The organism is Neolewinella persica DSM 23188 (genome assembly GCF_000373105.1).
Classification (GTDB): Bacteria; Bacteroidota; Bacteroidia; order Chitinophagales; family Saprospiraceae; genus Neolewinella; species Neolewinella persica.
In genome coordinates this window covers 114,654-131,768 of sequence record NZ_KB890436.1, presented here as the reverse complement: position 1 = coordinate 131,768, position 17,115 = coordinate 114,654, and the positions used below count along the sequence as shown (strand labels likewise).

The 17,115-nt window shown below is 52.4% G+C and carries 12 protein-coding genes; 4 read left to right on the top strand and 8 right to left on the bottom strand.

Translation table 11 applies throughout. The annotated features are described in order from the left end of the window. Window positions 1-299: 299 nt before the first annotated feature. Together B036_RS32190 and B036_RS0115190 are read right to left on the bottom strand one after the other, a co-directional pair. Window positions 300-3,395 carry a VIT and vWA domain-containing protein gene (locus B036_RS32190; RefSeq protein WP_020569589.1) on the bottom strand — a complete coding sequence of 1,032 codons (3,096 nt, stop codon included), beginning with the start codon at window positions 3,393-3,395 and terminating at the stop codon, window positions 300-302. A gap of 127 nt (window positions 3,396-3,522) precedes the next feature. Beyond that, window positions 3,523-4,818 (bottom strand): ATP-dependent DNA helicase, encoded by a 1,296-nt coding sequence (locus B036_RS0115190; RefSeq protein ID WP_020569588.1) that lies wholly within the window; start codon window positions 4,816-4,818, stop codon window positions 3,523-3,525. A 345-nt stretch (window positions 4,819-5,163) separates the two neighbouring features. Between B036_RS0115190 and B036_RS0115185 the strand changes: the two genes are divergently transcribed. Together B036_RS0115185 and B036_RS0115180 are read left to right on the top strand one after the other, a co-directional pair. Beyond that, window positions 5,164-5,703, top strand: a complete 540-nt coding sequence (locus tag B036_RS0115185) for a DUF3575 domain-containing protein (RefSeq protein WP_020569587.1) — start codon at window positions 5,164-5,166, stop codon at window positions 5,701-5,703. A gap of 184 nt (window positions 5,704-5,887) precedes the next feature. Next, entirely contained in the window at window positions 5,888-6,316 is a 429-nt protein-coding gene (locus B036_RS0115180) for an FKBP-type peptidyl-prolyl cis-trans isomerase (RefSeq protein WP_245557476.1), read from the top strand. 398 nt (window positions 6,317-6,714) lie between these two features. Here the strand turns inward: B036_RS0115180 and B036_RS0115175 are convergent, their stop codons facing one another. The 6 genes from B036_RS0115175 to B036_RS0115150 all read right to left on the bottom strand — a co-directional run bounded on the left by B036_RS0115175 (window position 6,715) and on the right by B036_RS0115150 (window position 15,081). Continuing rightward, window positions 6,715-7,737, bottom strand: coding sequence for an outer membrane beta-barrel protein (locus B036_RS0115175; RefSeq protein WP_020569585.1), 1,023 nt, complete (start codon window positions 7,735-7,737; stop codon window positions 6,715-6,717). Window positions 7,738-7,762: 25 nt separating this feature from the next. Next, window positions 7,763-8,815 carry an outer membrane beta-barrel protein gene (locus B036_RS0115170; RefSeq protein WP_020569584.1) on the bottom strand — a complete coding sequence of 351 codons (1,053 nt, stop codon included), beginning with the start codon at window positions 8,813-8,815 and terminating at the stop codon, window positions 7,763-7,765. A 409-nt stretch (window positions 8,816-9,224) separates the two neighbouring features. Beyond that, on the bottom strand, window positions 9,225-10,304 hold the full coding sequence (locus B036_RS0115165) for a DUF4837 family protein (protein WP_020569583.1): 1,080 nt from the start codon (window positions 10,302-10,304) through the stop codon (window positions 9,225-9,227). Between the two features lie 200 nt (window positions 10,305-10,504). Further along, window positions 10,505-11,476 (bottom strand): AAA family ATPase, encoded by a 972-nt coding sequence (locus B036_RS0115160; protein ID WP_020569582.1) that lies wholly within the window; start codon window positions 11,474-11,476, stop codon window positions 10,505-10,507. A 282-nt stretch (window positions 11,477-11,758) separates the two neighbouring features. Further along, window positions 11,759-12,457, bottom strand: coding sequence for a M15 family metallopeptidase (locus tag B036_RS0115155; protein WP_157472172.1), 699 nt, complete (start codon window positions 12,455-12,457; stop codon window positions 11,759-11,761). Window positions 12,458-12,681: 224 nt separating this feature from the next. Further along, window positions 12,682-15,081, bottom strand: coding sequence for a TonB-dependent receptor domain-containing protein (locus B036_RS0115150; RefSeq protein WP_044102878.1), 2,400 nt, complete (start codon window positions 15,079-15,081; stop codon window positions 12,682-12,684). Between the two features lie 248 nt (window positions 15,082-15,329). Between B036_RS0115150 and B036_RS0115140 the strand changes: the two genes are divergently transcribed. Beyond that, a complete protein-coding gene (locus B036_RS0115140; protein WP_020569578.1) occupies window positions 15,330-16,388 on the top strand; it encodes a sensor histidine kinase in 1,059 nt (352 codons plus the stop codon). After that, window positions 16,385-17,113: a LytR/AlgR family response regulator transcription factor gene (locus B036_RS0115135; RefSeq protein WP_020569577.1), complete on the top strand. Its 729-nt coding sequence runs from the start codon at window positions 16,385-16,387 to the stop codon at window positions 17,111-17,113. Before B036_RS0115140 ends, B036_RS0115135 begins: the two co-directional genes overlap by 4 nt. The last annotated feature ends 2 nt before the right edge of the window (window positions 17,114-17,115 follow it).

Genomic DNA, 17,115 nt, shown 5'->3' with positions numbered 1-17,115 from the left:
ACTGGGATTATATCGTGCCTCAAATATAGGAATAATCCTCAATAGTTAGGGAACGGTAGCCAAAAAGTCGCTATCGACACACTTCATCAAGTAAACGGCAAGTCCTTTGTGGGCGCGGACGCGGGTACAAAGGGAGGATATCGGCAGGGTTGGGTTGTCTGACACTGGTCTTCTTCACCTCTGGGGAAGATCGGACGCAGCGCTTTACAAGCGCAAGGGGTAAACAGCCGCACCTCACTCACTCCCTTCTCCTCATAGAGCACTGCGTCCAATCGCTACTACAAGTAGCGAATACCGGGTTACACCCCATATCGTACCCTAACCATCTGGTCTTCCCCCGGCACCGGCACCAGCACACAAAACAGTCGGGCAACGCCCTTTGCCGTAACTGCCGGTATCGTTCCGCCGTCAGCGAGTTGATAATCCTCAGCGGAGAAATCCCAGAGAAACTGGCGTGGGGACAAGCCCATGCGTTCCAGTCGGGCCATCAGGTCTGGTTCGCCAGCCAGCCAGGCGGCTTCGTTGGTTGGCACCGTCGTTTTAAGATTTTGTGGGTACACCCTTGTCCAGGAAACCGGAACATTGAACTGATAAAGGTGTGGCTGAAGCTCTTCGGTAAAGCGGGAGTTACTAAGCGCCTCATCCCAGTCAATTGGCTTATCGGGGTGCTGGCGGGCAAAACGATTAGCCATCACTTCCTTTTGCGGATATTTCCCAAGCGGAGTGGCCCGAAAATAATACTCGGCGTAGTGGCGCTCCATACCGTATTCCCCTTCCCGAAATAAGGTGAAATTCTCCGACGCAGCCACCGCAGGAAACTGATGTCCGCGCGCGGCAAATACCCGACTGAGTTGCAGCAGCAGTGCAGAATCCCTTCCGACGCTGCAGCCATGAACGATGATTTCTGTTTGTTCATTCACGCTGGTCTCAGGTAGCTCGCGCGCTGGCTCCCACGCCGAAAGTACTTCCGTAGAAGTACGGGTAGCCTGTCCGGGGTGCAACGGCGTTGCCAGGCCAGTCCACTGGTTACCGTGAGCCACGAGATTAACCTTTCGCCAGAAACCGGCCGGTGATTGGTTCCTTTGCAGATAATCGTGCACCTCACTGATGCTCCGCAGCTCAGTCACCAAGTACTCTCCAGCCTCCTGAGGATGGTAACGAAAGTACTCCGTGGCACGGGTATAGTAAGCATTAGTGCCCTCGTCTTCGCCGAGGATAAAAGTGATGGTCGCCGCCCGGTCATCAAAGGCTAACGGGTCTTCGAGGATTTCAGGTGTAGTTTCCCGGGCCAGCGCCTGCTTCCGGCTGGCATCACAGCTGATTAACAAGGAGAACAAGGCAAAAGGTATAAGAACAAAAAACAGGCGACGACCAAATACAGTGTATAAAAGGTAGCACAACGCACCAGCCAACAGGCCGATGATGGCAAAAGCGTACCAGGGGGTACCGCCGGTAACCGGCAGACCAGCCACGCCGGCGAAGCCGAGGGTAAAACCTACTGCTGTTGCAGACACATTCTCCGGCAGCGGCAGGGGCTGCTTAACGGTTTTCAGGGGATCGTTTACGTCTGCGACCGGTGTTTCTTCTACGGCAACGAAGCTGGTGTACTGGGTCAATAAGTTATAGTCCAAGCCAAGCTGCGTCACTTCTTCCACCCGGGCATCGTTGTGGCGGAGGTTGTTGTAATCGTCAAGGCGACGGATACGCTCCCGGGCCCAAAGCTGGGCCAGTGCGGCATTACGAGCGTCCGCTATGGCGCCTTTCAATTTAAAGGTATACTGGCGCTTACGGGTATCTGCTTCGCTCTTAATCTGATCGGCAGGTATACCGTTTTGATTTTCCAGGCCCGCGTAGCCACCATAACCGGTCAGCTTCAGCTGGCCTTTGGCCTTACCCCGGTATTTTCCGAAGACCACCAGCGGGCGTTCCCGGCTTACGTCCGGCAGGCTGGTCGGCTCAATGTCGTACGCCTCGAACTTATCTCCAAAGTCGAGTTCCATTTCCGTGAGCACCGGCTCACTGATGTAGCGACGAAATTTATCGGCCACCGTATCCGCCTGGCTCGGATTAAGCACGAAGGCCGGGCGGCCTTTACCGATGCGCGCCATGCCTTCGATCAGGTGGCGGTTAACGCCACTACCGATGCCAAAGGAGTACACATTTGCCTGGTTCAGGTTTTTACGAACGAGGTCAAAAACCTCCGGTTCAACGGAGATGTAACCGTCGGTAACGACTACGAAATTCCGGCTTAATCCTTCTGCTACGCGTGGCAAAGCGTAGGCGGTTTGCAAAGCACGCAGTAATTGAGTTCCTCCCCCACCCCGTGCCTGATCAAGGAAGGTCAGCGCGGAAGACAGGTTGTCTTCTGTTGCAGCTAGTGAAGAGGCTTGCCAGGTTTGGCTCGCTCCGGCGAAGAGCACCACGTTGAACTGGTCGGTTGGCCGCAGCTGACCAATAAGTTTACGCAGCAGTTTTTTGGAAACTTGCAGCGGGAAGCCGTTCATCGACCCGGAAACGTCGACGACAAAGACGAACTCCCGGGGCGGGTAGTCCTGGTCAGTAGGCGCCTGTGGCGGCTGGGCCATATAAAGAAAGTAATTTTCCTTTTCTCCCTCAAACAGCAGCATACCCGTTTGGATTTGCTTGCCCTGGAGTTGGTATTCGAGGACGAAGTCGCGGTTACCACCGTAGGTTTCCGAGCCGTCTGTGGTAATCGCCGAAGACGTTCCGCTGGGGGTAATCGCCAGGCGGTGGCTTGGGCTGCCAATATTGCTTACACTCATACCGGCGTTCAGGTTGATGTCGATATCAAAAGCATAAGTTGGCGGACCGTTCACGTAGGGCTGAGCGGCATAAGCCGTAGTTCCTGGTTCGCTCTCTCCGGTAAACCTTGGCCCAACTACCGTTGGGTAAACGAAGCGATAGGTACCACTTTCGGGCACCAACAGTTCGGTGTATTTCAATTCCACCTTTACCGTGTCGCCCGGGAGGATATTTGCAACGTTCATCTGAAAAACGTTGGGCCGGTGCTGCTCCAGCAGGGAGGCACGTTTACCCTCCGCTTTGGCCGCTTCATAAGTCTCCCGTGCTTCGGCTTTGCGCTGGATAATGCCGGCAATCCGGCGGCTCCCGACGATCATCGTCATGCCATAAACCGCCGCATTGGTAGAACCTGGAAAGACGTAGGTCGCTTCGAGTCGCTCTGTTCCATTATTGACATACGTCTGGGACACGGTTACGTCGGCAATTACGCCGGCGATATTGACATCAGCGGTGGTGTTTTCCAACGGGAAGTCGGCCTTACCACTTAATTCAAAGTAGGGACTACCGGTTGTTGATTGGGCGTTGATTACGCAGCAGCAGTAGATAAGGAAAATGCAGAGCAGGTATTTCATCGGAAGGGTGTTTTATGGTTTTGTGATACCACAAAGCACGGGGATGAGATGGCCTGTTTTTTGTTGAATTAGGGGGTGTGGGGGTTGGGCTAGTAAGCGTGGGGGAACTAAGGGTATTCGTATTTCCCTACCGCATCCCCTCATAAAACTCCACCACTGCCGGATCCACCATCACGTCGCGCGGGGTAAGTGGGTTGCGCAGTACGATGCCCTGCAAGGTGGTGCAGCGCGACAGCGCCACGTAGGTTTGTCCGTGCTCAAAGGCACCGCGACCGAGGTCAACAATAATTTTATCAAAGGTTTTCCCCTGAGACTTATGAATGGTAACGGCCCAGGCCAAACGAACGGGCAGCTGCTTGTAAGTCCCCAGGGTCTCGGTGCCGATCTTCGTGTCCTCCAACGTCCCGGTAGCAGTGTAGCGGATTACATCCCATTCCTCGTAGCCAACTTCTATCGTTCGGGGCTTGCCGTCTTCAGACACCAGGATGATCACCGACTCCGTCTTGCATTCCACCACGGTACCAATGGTACCGTTCACGTACTTCTTATCATTATCATTACGCACCGTCATCACCTGAGCGCCAACCTTCAACTTCAGTGCCGCCGGCACTGGAAAAAGGTTTTCATGGAACGCCCCCTTCACTTGTGCCAGGTAGAGGATTTCCGGGTTCGTGTTCTCCGTCAGTTTCTTTGCGTTGATGCCATTAACGGTGGCGTTACGTGCCGCAAGGGTCAGGTAGTTCTCTCCTTCTTCCGGGACAAAGTCGGGGACATGCCGTTCGTTGAGCGACTCCAGCTCATCGTAATCGACCGTTGCGTTCCGGATGGCGTCCAGTAAGCGCAGAAAGTGCCGACTGTCTTGCCGGTAGACCTGGCGTAATTCGATCATTTCCAGGTCAATCAAATCCAGGCAGTCAGCACTAAAAAAGTAAGCACTGGCGTACCGCTGGCTGAAGTACATCTTTTCCTCCTGGCTGCTGACGATGGGAGGTAACTGGTATAAATCGCCAAACAGGATAATCTGCACACCACCAAAGGGACGCTGGCTGTTCCGGTTCATTTTCAGGGCGAGGTCGATGGCCTCCATCACATCCGCCCGCACCATACTTATTTCATCGATGATGAGTACCTCCAGGTTTTCAAACAGCCGTTTATAACGGCGATTGGGGCGTACATTTTCCGGAAGGATCAGCCTGGGAGGAAACCCGAAAAGACTGTGGATGGTCTGGCCATGGACGTTCAACGCGGCAACGCCCGTTGGCGCGAGTACCACTACATTTCTGGTAGTGCTGCGACGGAAGATCTGTAGCAGGGTAGATTTTCCCGTCCCTGCCCTGCCGGTAATGAACAGGTGATCACCGGATTCCATCCGCTCGAGGGCGTAATTGAAATCGTCGGAAAGTTGCAGGGGTTCGAGCGCCATATAGGCGAAGGTAGCAATGCATCCATTGTTCCGGCACAAATGAAGCAAGAATGGTTAAGTTAAGACCAAATTAAAGTTGCCGTGGAAGTCTTAATTAGAACAGGCATTTGCAAATAAGAAACCGTTTGATAAACAACAACAAATCAGCCATTTCTAATAATAGAAAGGGGAATAGCGCCTTAACACATGTGTAACTTTTTAGATTAAAAACAAGTTTTATATTTCCATTAAAGTTACACTGAATCAATTGTATGGCGTATCTTGCACCTAAAGACATCAATCACTTCTTAGATCGCTGTCAATTTCTAACAACCCATATTACCTCTTAACCTAAACCACCGTACTATGCGTACCCTTTTCCTTACCTGCCTCCTGGCGGTATTCTCCCTTTCCCTTTCCGCTCAGGTGGATGCTAAGCTTAACGTCGGATCCCTAATTTTCGGAGGCATCGGCGTTGCTGCAGATTTTTCGCTTAGTGAAAACACTTCCCTTTCCGGCGGGATCGGCTATGCAGCCAACGACTTTGGCAGTGATAACTTTAAGTATACCAACCTTCGCCTCATTCCTGAATTCCGCTACTACCTGAACCCCAATCGTGGTGCGGATAAATTTTTTGTTGGCGGCTACGGTAAGTTAACTTTCGTAACGGCAAACGACAAAGGTGACGATACTGAAACCGATGCTACGCGCGGTGCCCTGGGCATTCTTTTCGGCAACAAATGGGTGACCGACAGCGGTTTTATGTTCGAACTCAACATGGGTCTCGGCCGTGGCACCGTATTTGGCGGCAGCGACGATGACGAAGAGTTTGAAGCCATCTTCGAGGCCGTTTCTGGTCTGGATTTCCGACTTGGCATCATTGCCGGCTGGCGTTTCGGCGGCTAATCAACTGCTTAAGAATTTTCGGCGCCGGCCTCCAGCAGTCATGCTGGGGGCCGGTGTCGTTTTGGAGCTTGTTTGAAAGGAAGATTATCTTGCGGCATTCCCACCTCTCTTATCAGCCGCGGCCGCAGGTGCAGATGACGGTATAAGAGCAAGGGATAAAACAATGTTATTACCGATGAAAAAAATGTCTAAGGCTAAACAAAAGGCTTACGCTGCTGACCGCCTGGCCTTTGCTAAGGAAACCCTACAGCAATACCTAGATTTCGAAATTGACCCTAAGCGGACGGCCTCCGGCCTGGGTTACATCGTTCATGAGCAGGGCGACGGGCCGCGCCCGAAGCCTGGCCAGGCGGTAAAGGTCAACTATCTCGGCTTGTTGGTCAGTGACGGGACTCTCTTTGATGACTCCCTCACTAAAGGCCGGTCCTTTCGCTTTCGCCTCGGTATCGGGGAGGTCATTGCCGGATGGGACGAAGGCATCGATCTACTCCGGGTAGGGGACGAAGCTACCCTGTTCATCCCGCCAAAACTGGGCTACGGGAACGCAAAAAAGGGTAACATCCCCGGCAACAGTGAGCTGATGTTTTATGTGGAGGTGGTAGGGGTTGGGTAGTAATCAGGGATCAGGATTTAGCCTTCAGGGATCAGGTCTCAGGATTCAGTACACTTATAGAATGGCTGAATTCTGAAACCTGACCGCTAAATACTGCCCCCTAACCTCACCTTGCACCTGCGACCGCGCCAAAAATTAATTTTTCCCCAAAAACACCTTCAGGCCTATTCCCCCGGAAAACACTGGCTGGTTCACACTTCCACTGAGGTACGGATTGTATCCTAGGTGAAAGTCCAATGCCACGCGTTCGTTGAAATTGTATATAAAGCCTGATTTAAGGGCTGCGGACAGGGACCAAAGGAAAGAATGAATAGCAGAAGTGTGGACAAGTATTTCATTGAAATTATAGGTTTAGATCAATAATCTTGTGTTTGGGTTCAAATGGCTGGTTTTTCCCATCAAGGCTTCTTCCCTCCTCCCAGAAAAATTTTCAGGCCCACGCCTAAACCCATTTTGGAGTTAAATGCTCCGTCATTGTTATTATCCCGGAAGTTGTACTCCACACCAGCGTCCAGAGCTACTTTGTCGCTTAGGAAAAACAGGGTGCCAAGTTTGAGGTAGGGATTAAAATCGAAATCGTTTGATGTATCGTCAGGCCGTCCCGGCGTTTCATATTTGGCAACGCGGAAAAAGTAACGGCTGCTAAGACCACCACTGATATAGGGGCGAAATTTACCCTTTCCGGTAACGAAATAGCGTAAGCCGATATCGGCAGCTACCTCGGTCGCAGTGAACAGTGTCGCCGAATTAGAAAAATCGGACTCCGAATTATAGTTGCTGGCAGAGATACTACCATCCAGGCTAATCCGGTCCGTCAACATCAGCCCGCCACCGAAGTGTAAGTCTACACCCAACCAGTTGATGTTACCATTCCCAAAACTCCTGTTACCAAAGGTGATGCTCCCGATGTTGGGATCGATGAACAATGCGCCCTTGCGGAGCAGATTTTGGCCGGGAGCCAAACCACCACGGCCAATAAATGTGTTGACCCCAAATTGCAGGGAGAGACTGTTAGCAGGGTCCACTTCAACGGAATACTGTAGTGTAGCAGAGAGCAGAACTTCTGGCGCCAGCTGGTACTCCAGCCCAATGGCTGGTTGGAAAGTAGTGGTCCCTCTTCGGCCTAAAACTGCGGCTACATTCAACTCCGCAAAAGCGGATAATTTACCCTGCGACTTTAAGGGTTGGTAGTAACGAACAAAAGCAGCGGGATTCAATACGTTTCCCCCTACGAGTAAACGGTCGAACAGAAAGTAACCCGAACGACTGGCGGACTCTGGCAGGAAACTGCTGCCTGCTACCGTAGTCTGGTTGCCAGCGTCAAGAACAGAGTTGCCACTCAGGTACCAGTTACCCTGCTCATACTGTGCGTGGAGGGTACAGGAAAACAATACGAAAAACAGGATTGTAATACGTTGCATAGGATGTGGTGTTTTAGGTGAAAATTTATTTGCCTCCCAGGAAAACCTTTAGCCCGACGGAACCCACCATAGCATTGGGGCTGCCTGCTGGCGCATCCAGTCCTTCGGACTGATAGCGCAGACTAACGTCGAGGGCCGCTTTCTTCGTCAGCATATAGAGCGTTCCTGCGCCTAATTCCGAAAAGCCGCTATTCTCGCTATTGGACTGTGGGCCGAAAGTTGGATCATCAAACCCTGAGGAAGCACCCGCCCAACCGGCACGTGCCAGGACAAAGGGTTGCCATCTGCGGGTTGCAGTTGGGAGGAAGTACCGTAGGCCCAGATATGCTTGCCAATCCCTGGAATTAAATTCCTGGAAACCTACCCCGTCTCTATCGACATCAATTGTCTCGACGTTATATCCTGCCTCCACCAACAAATTCTTTGTCATGAAATACCCTAGTCCTATGTTCAGATTTAGGCGTAAATCCCGAAGGTTGCCACGGCTACGGTGGCCAAAACCAATACTTCCTATAGTAGGATCAACAAGGAATGCACCCTGCTTCCGAAACGCAGCGCCATCCCACGCTTGTTTACCTCCCAGCATAAAATTCAGGCCAAGGTCCAGCTCCGTATAGTTCAGCCCTGAAGAATTGGCCTTGTACCGCAGGCGGGCGGTACCTACCACCCCGTCGCCAAAGTTTCGTTCAGCACCGACCCCAAAATGAAAATCCGTTTCAAAGCTCGATCCAAAGCCAAAATTACCGAAGGTACCGAAGCCAACTTCAGCGAAAAATTGCGTATTCTTTACCCGGTTAATGGGTAAGTAATAGCGTACGAAAGGGCTAATGACAAACGGACTGTCATCGTACAGGTCTTCGTCTGTACCTGCAATAACTTCCGCACCAACCAGAAGTTTGTTGGTCAGGAAAAAACCTAAGTAGGTGGATTCGAAACTGGCCTGTTCGTAGGTACCCTGAAAATTATTGGCGTAGTTGAAAGAGGTATTTCCAGAAAGATAAAATTTACCCTGATTTTCTGATTGCCCCGTTAGATTAATCGCCGCAATAAGCAGCAAAGAGAGTAGTGTAAGACGCATGATTTAGTTTTAGTGTTAATAGAAAGGTTTTGGGCAGGAGATCAAAAGACCAGTAACAACTTATTAATTCACTTAACCGGTCACAATGATCAATCAAGCCCCAGATAACTAGTGGTCATGAATTGAAGTTGGACTTAGCTTAGACGCGGTCAGCGTGGTGCTCGACGACCCGCTGGAAACGGAGGATAGCCATAGCTACCTGAGGTTTTCAGTTGGGAAGTACAGCGCCGCGATGGTCAAGTGTAAGCCAGGCCAAATTTTGATTCATGACCACTAATGTTGAAGACTACAATATAGAGCTCCAACGTCAGATGCGAGGTTGGTCTCATCTAAAAAAAATCTCGCGACGCCGTTGGCATCGCGAGATCATCTGTTCTCGAACAAATTGGGATTCTTTGGCTACGGTACGCTACTGCACCACAGCAGTCTGCAGCACTTGCACGAGCTCTTCCATCAGTTCCCGCTTTTTACGGCCAGGAGCTAAGACGAAGCCATCGACCAACACCAACTGCTTGCCTTTTTCATCGTTAATCAGATAAGAGACGAAGGGTCCTGCCAGGAAGTCATTCTCCATTTCCCATATCCCCCGACCTTCAAGGGCGTAAGTGCCATTCAGCTCCATCTGTTCCACGAAAAGCGGTAAGTCCTCGTCATTTATTTTCATGAACGTATTATCCAGGGTAGAACCAAAGTATTCTTTGCCGACCATATCCCGGATTTCCTTCAGCCCCGCCTTACTCAGTTGCTCCTGGTTCTCATAGGGAATACGGGTAGCCATGATGTTGAGGCTACCTCCCCTGGTCTGTTTGCGGAGCCAGGCGAAGTTGTCTGAGTTAACCGGTACACGGGAATACCCCCCGGGAATATCAAGAGTAGCACCGCTGAGCATGCGCACGGTATCTCCCAGGCTTCGGTTGATTCCCTGGAAATAGGTGGTCACCTTAACGCGCTCGTTTTCCCGTTCCGCCACTCTTTTGACAACGGCGGGATAGGCCGTACTCATGCCAGCAAGTAACTCAGGTTCATTTTTACCCATCAGGTAAATAAGCTGCTGACCCGTGGCCCATTTATTACGCGCTACGGCAGAACCGAACCCTTCTTCTTTGACCTGTTGGATCTTAGCATCACTTAAATCTTCAAGGACCATCTTAGTCGTCGGGCTGTTGAGGTCACTCAGGTCGGCCAAAACGATGTAATTACGTAATTGCTGAAAAGAAGGCTCCTCCGCCAGTTTGCGGGGCTCCAGGTGGCGCACATCGAAAATGGGTTCCGGCTGCGGCAAAATGATGTAGGGCGACTCGAAGAAATAAGCCACCGAATCACGTGCGCCGGTTAACCAAAGCGTACTGTCGGCAATGACGTACAAACTGTTGATCTTACCGAAAGCTGCCGGTGTCGGGTTCAGGTTGCTGGTCATGTCACTACTGCAGGAAGCAAAGCTCAGCCCCAGGGCACAGGCAAACACGAAATTGAGGAATCGGTTGGTCATACGTTGGTTATTCTATTCTAAGAGACGCTTATATGGATCTCTAATATAGAACAGATGATACTACAGGGAGTTGTGGCGGGTGGCCTGCGGCTTTATTAGACACACTTGTGGTTTCAGGCCCTACTACTGCACAGGTACACTTACTTCGCGTCAGTAAAGGTCTTCGCCGCTGATAATCATTTAAAGTAAAAGCGCAGCGTCTAAAACAGTGCTTCGATGATGTGCTCTTCCGTAATGCCCTCAGCTTCTGCTTTGTAGTTGCGGACAATCCGGTGGCGGAGGACATACTTAGCGATCGCCTGCACATCCTCGATGTCAGGACTGTATTTGCCAGTAATAGCGGCATGACACTTAGCACCCAGCACCAGGTACTGACTGGCCCGCGGGCCAGCTCCCCAACTGATGTATTCGTTGACGTTGGCCGTAGCCCGCTCGGTATTCGGCCGGGTTTTTGACACCAGGCTAACGGCATATTCTACCACATTGTCGCTGACCGGGATTTTACGGACCAACTGCTGGAAGTAAAGAATTTGCTCTCCGGTGAGGATCGTACTAAGATTAGCCTTACCCGTACCTGTCGTGCTTTTCACCACGGCAAGCTCCTGTTCATAAGTAGGGTAATCCAGCGGTATGTTGAACATAAAACGGTCCAACTGGGCTTCGGGTAAAGGGTAAGTCCCTTCCTGCTCGATCGGGTTCTGAGTGGCCAATACGAAAAACGGAGCGGGTAAAAGGTGGCGTACACCGTTAACGGTAACTGACCGTTCCTGCATAGCCTCCAAAAGAGCCGCCTGCGTCTTAGGTGGCGTACGGTTGATCTCATCCGCCAGGACAATATTGGCGAAGATCGGCCCCTTGGCGAAATCAAAACGCTTTTGATCGTTAAGGATTTCGGAACCGGTAATGTCCGTCGGCATCAGGTCAGGCGTAAACTGGATGCGCTTGAAGTCCAGGTCAAGCACTTCGGAGATGGTCGAAACCAGCAGGGTTTTGGCCAGTCCGGGCACCCCTACAAGGAGAGAGTGGCCGTTGGCAAAAAGAGAGATGAGGACGTTTTTGACAACGTCTTCCTGGCCTACGATTACTTTGCCGATTTCGGCGCGAAGATCCTGGTAAGCTTTGGCCAGGGCATCAACGGCCTCGACATCTGATTTAAAGTTTGGTACTGACATGGGGTTATTCTAAATAAGGCTCCAAAAGTCGTTAAAATGCCGGACATAGACTAATTGTTGCTCCAGGGATCAGGTTTTAGTCGTTAATGGGCGGAATAATTGAAGTAAGGGGCTTGCTTCTAGTTGTCGGGGTGTCAGGTTGTCGGGTTTTCACTGCCGCAAGGAAGTGCTCATTTCATTCGTGTATTCCTGGCTACGTGCAAGCGCTCGCCGTACAAAGTGCTACAAGACAACCAAAAGCCTGAAAACTTGACAACCTGACACCCCGATGCGACAACTGGATCAATCACACGCCCACACCCAATCGCTCAATTCCAGCCGGGGCCCGCCGAAGTTAAAGTGCCACCATTCTGTGCGTATGGTGAGGAAGCCCCGTTTGCGCATGGCTTGCTGGAACAGGGCGCGGTTGGCCAGCACATCGGTCGGTAAGTTGGTGGTAGTGGTGTAGGCTTCTTCGCCGAAGAAGTCATAGGGGGTACCCATGTCGAGTTCCTCGCCGGAGTCGAGATGAACGATGGTGAGGTCTGCGGCGGCGCCGCGGCTATGGAGGCTCCCTCGTTTGGGATTGGCAACGTAGCGGGGATCGGGCAAGACGTCCCACAGGCGCTGCTGGTAGGGGCCGGGGCGGTAGCAATCGTACATTTTGAGGCCCAGGTTTTGCGGCTTAAGGTCCTGGTGCACTTTCAGCAGGGCGCGTGCCACCTGCGGGCGATAGAAACAGCGGCCGCAGTCGTAGATGACCTGCTCCATAAAGTTGTTGGCCGTGGCGTACCGGAGATCAAGGCGGATGGTGGAATCCAGGCGGGTCATTTCAGTCCATTGGGTAGTATCGTAATCGAAGACCGGTGCCGGGGGAGGTGGAGGTGGGGGAATGGCTATAGGAAAAGCAGCCCCCAGTTCCGGTTCAACTATTTGACTATTCGGGGCGGGGTCGCAGGTGCAAAGAAGGAGAGTTAGGAGCAGAGGTAGGTAACGGGACATGGGATAAAGGTAGGGGCCCACTACAAGATCTGGAGATTTTTATATGGATTAGCAATCCAACACGAATTAAACCGGCAGGACAAGCAGGAAATTTGACCGTTCCGATCCTGCTCGCTGGATACAGACAAATTGGAAGGCAATGGATGTAACGTCCTGGAGAAGTAAGAGGATTCCTTCCTGCCCGGGCTTCAGGAAAATGACTTTTAGGTGTGTGGACTTCTCGCCTACATTCGTCCCGCCTCTTCCTCTAATCCACTGTCCCGCTTCCGCGCGCCCTTAACCTCCTTTCCGCCAAAATTATAGCTGGCGCTCAGGGTTACGTTGCGTGAATCTCCACCACCGCTTCCGTCGATGAAAAGCGCACCAAAACGAGTGGTCCCTTCCCAGGGGCTGGTGAACAGAACGTCGTTAGCAGCAATCCTGATGGTCAGTTGGTCTTTAAGGAATTTGCGCTGAGCCGCGAGGTTTAGCGACCCCATACTTTTGGTCTCGTAGGTACCACCCCAAACCGAAGGAGAACTGTACCATCCGCTGACTTCAAAGGAGAAAGCACCGGGGAGTTTAAAAGTAGTCTGCGCATACAAGCTCAGGGTCTGTTGAGTCACGGCAACGAACTCGGGGTTGGTCGAATCGTAACTGCTCTGAAAAGCGTTTACGCTCACGTAGCTGCTCGCCCACTTCGTCAGGCTGAACGGATAGGAAACCCCAAGGTTGATCACGCTCTGGTTCGCGATGTTCCGCATGTTGATGAAGTTCCGGTCCTCCCCTTCCGCCTGGGTAATCTGGGCGAAAAAATCCGTTACCCGCGTGAAGCTGAGAGAGGTGTTCAGGCGGTAATTATAAGTATGGGTCAGCTTCAGGTTATTGGCGTACTGCGGCTGCAGGAACGGGTTACCACGGCGGAAAGACAACTCGTCGATCTTGGATTCAAAAGGATTGAGGGAGGAGTAGTTTGGCCTGGTCACCCGGCGCCCATAATTCAGGGCCAGTTGGTTTTTCCGGTTGACGGTATAGGTGAGCCCACCGCTGGGGAAAAAGTCGGTATAGTTACGTTGCACCCGGTCGTTTTCGGTCGGCCGGCCAGCGGTTAACGCGCCGTCGGAAAAAGTGTGCTCCACGCGCAGACCAATCTGGTAGCCTAATTGCCCAACGCTGCTTTGGTAGTTCAGGTAGCCCGCAGTAATGCGTTCGTTATATTCAAAACGGTTACTGCGTTCAACGTCCCGGCGAAGATCACCGCCCACCTCCGTGAGGAAGCCGAAATTATTATCCGTTATCACACTGGAGACCTTTGCCCCTACCCCTAGTTTCCCTTTCAAAAATGGTGTATCGTAATCAACTTTCAGGGAGGCCGCATCAATGTTCACGGGGGTTTGTTGTGCGGTGATGTTTTGGCTCAGGATGACGGTTTCGTCGCCGTTGTAATAGAAGTTCGGCTGAAAGGCGTAGCCGTCGGACTGATAGCGGTTGTAGTCGGCGTCAACATTCAGCCGATGGTCGCTGGTATCGGCATAGACGTAGTTGAGGTTGAGGGTGTAATTACGGGATTCATTGTCGCTACGGTTATCCGCGATGAGGACGCGGTCGTTGGTTGTTGCTCCGAAGGGTCGGATTGGCGTCCGCGAATAACTGAGGTTATTACCATCGTAAATATTGGCACTGGCGACCACGCCGAAGGTACTGCGGGGCGTTGCGATCAGGTCGTAGCCCACACGGGCATTGTGGCCTTCGTAGCCGTAAACGGTATTCGTCCTGGCGTCGAATTCGGTATTGTTCTGGCGGCGAAAGAGGTAGAGAAAACCGGTCCCCTGGCCGAAGCGATTTGAATAACTCCCGTAAAGATTGTCCTTTTTACCCCGGTGGTTGAGGTTGACGGATGAGTTACCCCGTACGTAATCGCCGGAGGTGGCGCTGGCACTTACCGACCCGTTGGTTCCCAAACGCTTGTCTTTTTTCAGCACCAGGTTAATAATCCCACCGCTGCCCGCCGCGTCATAACGGGAAGATGGCTGTGCAATGAGTTCGATGTTGTCGATATCGCTGGCCTGGAGGGTCTCCAGGTAAGCCCGCAGGTCTTCGCCGCGCAAGGGGGAATCCTTACCGTTGATGAGGATCTGGACGCCCCCCTTCCCCTCCAGGATGATGCCTCCGGCGTTGTCGATAATTACCCCGGGGGCCTTGCGCAGCAGTTCCCAGGCCGAGGTTCCGGTAGCCGCGATGACCTTGTCGACGTTGAATACAGTTTTGTCGGGCAGTACTTCCACCAGGCGCCTTTCGGCTACCACTTCTACTCCTTCCAGGGCCAGGGCGTTTGTTTTCAGGGCGACGGGGCGCAGGTGCAATGGTTCAGTAGTAAGATCAAGGTCCTGTCGGTACGTCGTGTATCCAAGGCCCGAAACCTCGAGGTAGTACGCTCCGCCGGGCAGACCGTTGAGCAAGAAACGCCCATCGCTTTCCGTGACGGCAGCCTTGGCGAAAGTGGAATCCGGCAGCGCCCACAGGAGAACGTTGACGTAGGGCAGCGGGGTGCCGGATTCTTCCGACACCATCCCATGAACACTGGCTTCCTGCGCAGACAACTGAAAGGTAAAAATGGCAAGTAGAGAAAGGAGTAATGTCTTCACTGGGTACTTATTTTGTGGTTTCCGAACCGGATTGAATGCTTGATGCACCAAAAGTATCGGGTGGTTGCGGTAGCCAAAAGCAGTTCCGGACGGGCAGGCCGGTGGGTCGGTGAATGGCCCAATGGCCATTCGGCCACTAATAGGGCGGTTCGTCGGAAAGAGCTTGCCGGGCGATCAAAGAATAGATATTTTTGGTGCTTCCCAACCCTGCTCCTTCATCCCTTATCCCCGCACCAGCGGCCGCGCCCATGAAAACCACCATATTTACCCCCACCCGCAAGGAGATACTTGGACTGGCCTGCTTTTACTTCGCCTTCGCCCTGCTATACCACGGGGTATTAGAATACCTGACGAGTCCATACACCGACGCTTCGTGGCTGGACTTCTTCTCGCCAAGAGGGTTCTGGGAGAACGCCGGCATTCAGTACCTGCAGTACTTCATCATCTCCGTTTTTATCTGGTTGACGATCATCCGCCCACTTGCCAGGCGGCCACAGTGGCAGCAGTTTCTGGCCGTCATGGTTGCCGTCTTTCCAGCCATTTACCTGATGCGGGAACTACGTTACCGCTGGCTGGAAAGTGTCGGCCGCTGGCACCTTGAAGGAACCAATGGCGTCTGGGACTTATACATCCCCGCACTGTTCATGTTGTTTCAGTTCGGGTGCTATTTTGCCTATGCCAACTTTCGGGAAAACCAACGCAAACTGAAGGTCGAAGGAGAGCTCCGCCAGGCAGCACTAAAAAGTGAACTCGCTGCGATCAAGGCGCAGCTTAACCCCCATTTCCTCTACAATGTTTTTAATACCATCAACGCCGCGCTTCCTCCCGGTAGCGAGGACGCCCGAAACCTGGTATCGCGGCTTTCCGACCTGTTCAGATACCAGCTTCGCGCTACCCAGGAAGACCTCGTCCCCCTCGCAGACGAGTTAGCATTCGTTACTAATTACCTGGATCTGGAACACGCCCGCTTCGGAGACCGTCTCCAGGTAGACATCAACGTAGAGCCAGCATTATTGTCCCGAAAAGTTCCTCCGATGCTGCTCCAACCTCTGGTCGAAAACAGTATTAAACACGGTCTGGCATCGCTGGTGGAAGGCGGCATCATTACGGTTGACATCTTCCAGCGGGAAGAAAAACTGCACTTTCGCATTGCCGACACCGGAGTTGGAGTCACCGATAAAAAGCGGCTGTTCCACAAGGGCGTCGGCCTGACCAACACCCGGATGCGTTTAGAAAAAATGTACGGCGCCGTGCTCCAGGTAGCCGACAATCACCCCCGCGGGCTGATAGTTTCCTTTGCTTTATGAAAAAAGTGATCATCATCGACGACGAGGCCGCGGGCCGAAAGCTCATCCGGGAATACCTCGCGGACTATCCCGATTTCATCATTCTCGGCGAAGCCAATAATGGCGTAGATGCGGTAAAACTATGCAATGAGTTTTTACCGGACCTCATTTTCCTCGACGTCAAAATGCCCGGACTTAATGGCTTCGAGGTGCTCCCTCTGCTTAATGAATTACCCCGCGTTATTTTCTCCACCGCTTATGATGCTTATGCCCTGGAGGCCTTTGAAGTCCATGCTGTAGACTACCTGCTCAAACCTTATACCCTCGACCGGTTTCGTAAATCCATGGTCCGCCTCAATTTCGACGGCAAGGCCAACAGCGCCGCTCCCCTCGCCGAAAGCCTGCTGGCCAGTGGTGCGCAGTATCCCGAACGCATCCTGGTGAATAAGGGGCGAAAGCTCGTCACCCTTCCCGTGGCCAACATCATTTGGGTCGAGGCCGACGGCGACTACTCCCGCCTCCATACTACTACGGATAGTCTTTTGAGTAATTACGGTATTTCCGTGGTAGAAGAGAAACTCGACCCTGGGGTATTTATGCGTGTTCATCGCTCCAGTATCATTAACCTGCAGCGGGTAAGTGAGGCGAGGCGTTACGGAAAAAGCTACGACGTGACGATGGAAAGCGGCCATGTTGTGCGGGTTAGCCGGGGATATATGGACAAGTTGAAGAATATTACTTTTTAGGA

Bases quoted from the DNA above. Each gene is read 5' to 3' on its own strand.
- B036_RS32190 (WP_020569589.1), bottom strand. From the start codon at position 3,395: ATGAAATACCTGCTCTGCATTTTCCTTATCTACTGCTGCTGCGTAATC.
- B036_RS0115160 (WP_020569582.1), bottom strand. From the start codon at position 11,476: ATGTCAGTACCAAACTTTAAATCAGATGTCGAGGCCGTTGATGCCCTG.
- B036_RS0115175 (WP_020569585.1), bottom strand. From the start codon at position 7,737: ATGCAACGTATTACAATCCTGTTTTTCGTATTGTTTTCCTGTACCCTC.
- B036_RS0115165 (WP_020569583.1), bottom strand. From the start codon at position 10,304: ATGACCAACCGATTCCTCAATTTCGTGTTTGCCTGTGCCCTGGGGCTG.
- B036_RS0115180 (WP_245557476.1), top strand. From the start codon at position 5,888: ATGTCTAAGGCTAAACAAAAGGCTTACGCTGCTGACCGCCTGGCCTTT.
- B036_RS0115140 (WP_020569578.1), top strand. From the start codon at position 15,330: ATGAAAACCACCATATTTACCCCCACCCGCAAGGAGATACTTGGACTG.
- B036_RS0115135 (WP_020569577.1), top strand. From the start codon at position 16,385: ATGAAAAAAGTGATCATCATCGACGACGAGGCCGCGGGCCGAAAGCTC.
- B036_RS0115185 (WP_020569587.1), top strand. From the start codon at position 5,164: ATGCGTACCCTTTTCCTTACCTGCCTCCTGGCGGTATTCTCCCTTTCC.
- B036_RS0115155 (WP_157472172.1), bottom strand. From the start codon at position 12,457: ATGTCCCGTTACCTACCTCTGCTCCTAACTCTCCTTCTTTGCACCTGC.
- B036_RS0115170 (WP_020569584.1), bottom strand. From the start codon at position 8,815: ATGCGTCTTACACTACTCTCTTTGCTGCTTATTGCGGCGATTAATCTA.
- B036_RS0115190 (WP_020569588.1), bottom strand. From the start codon at position 4,818: ATGGCGCTCGAACCCCTGCAACTTTCCGACGATTTCAATTACGCCCTC.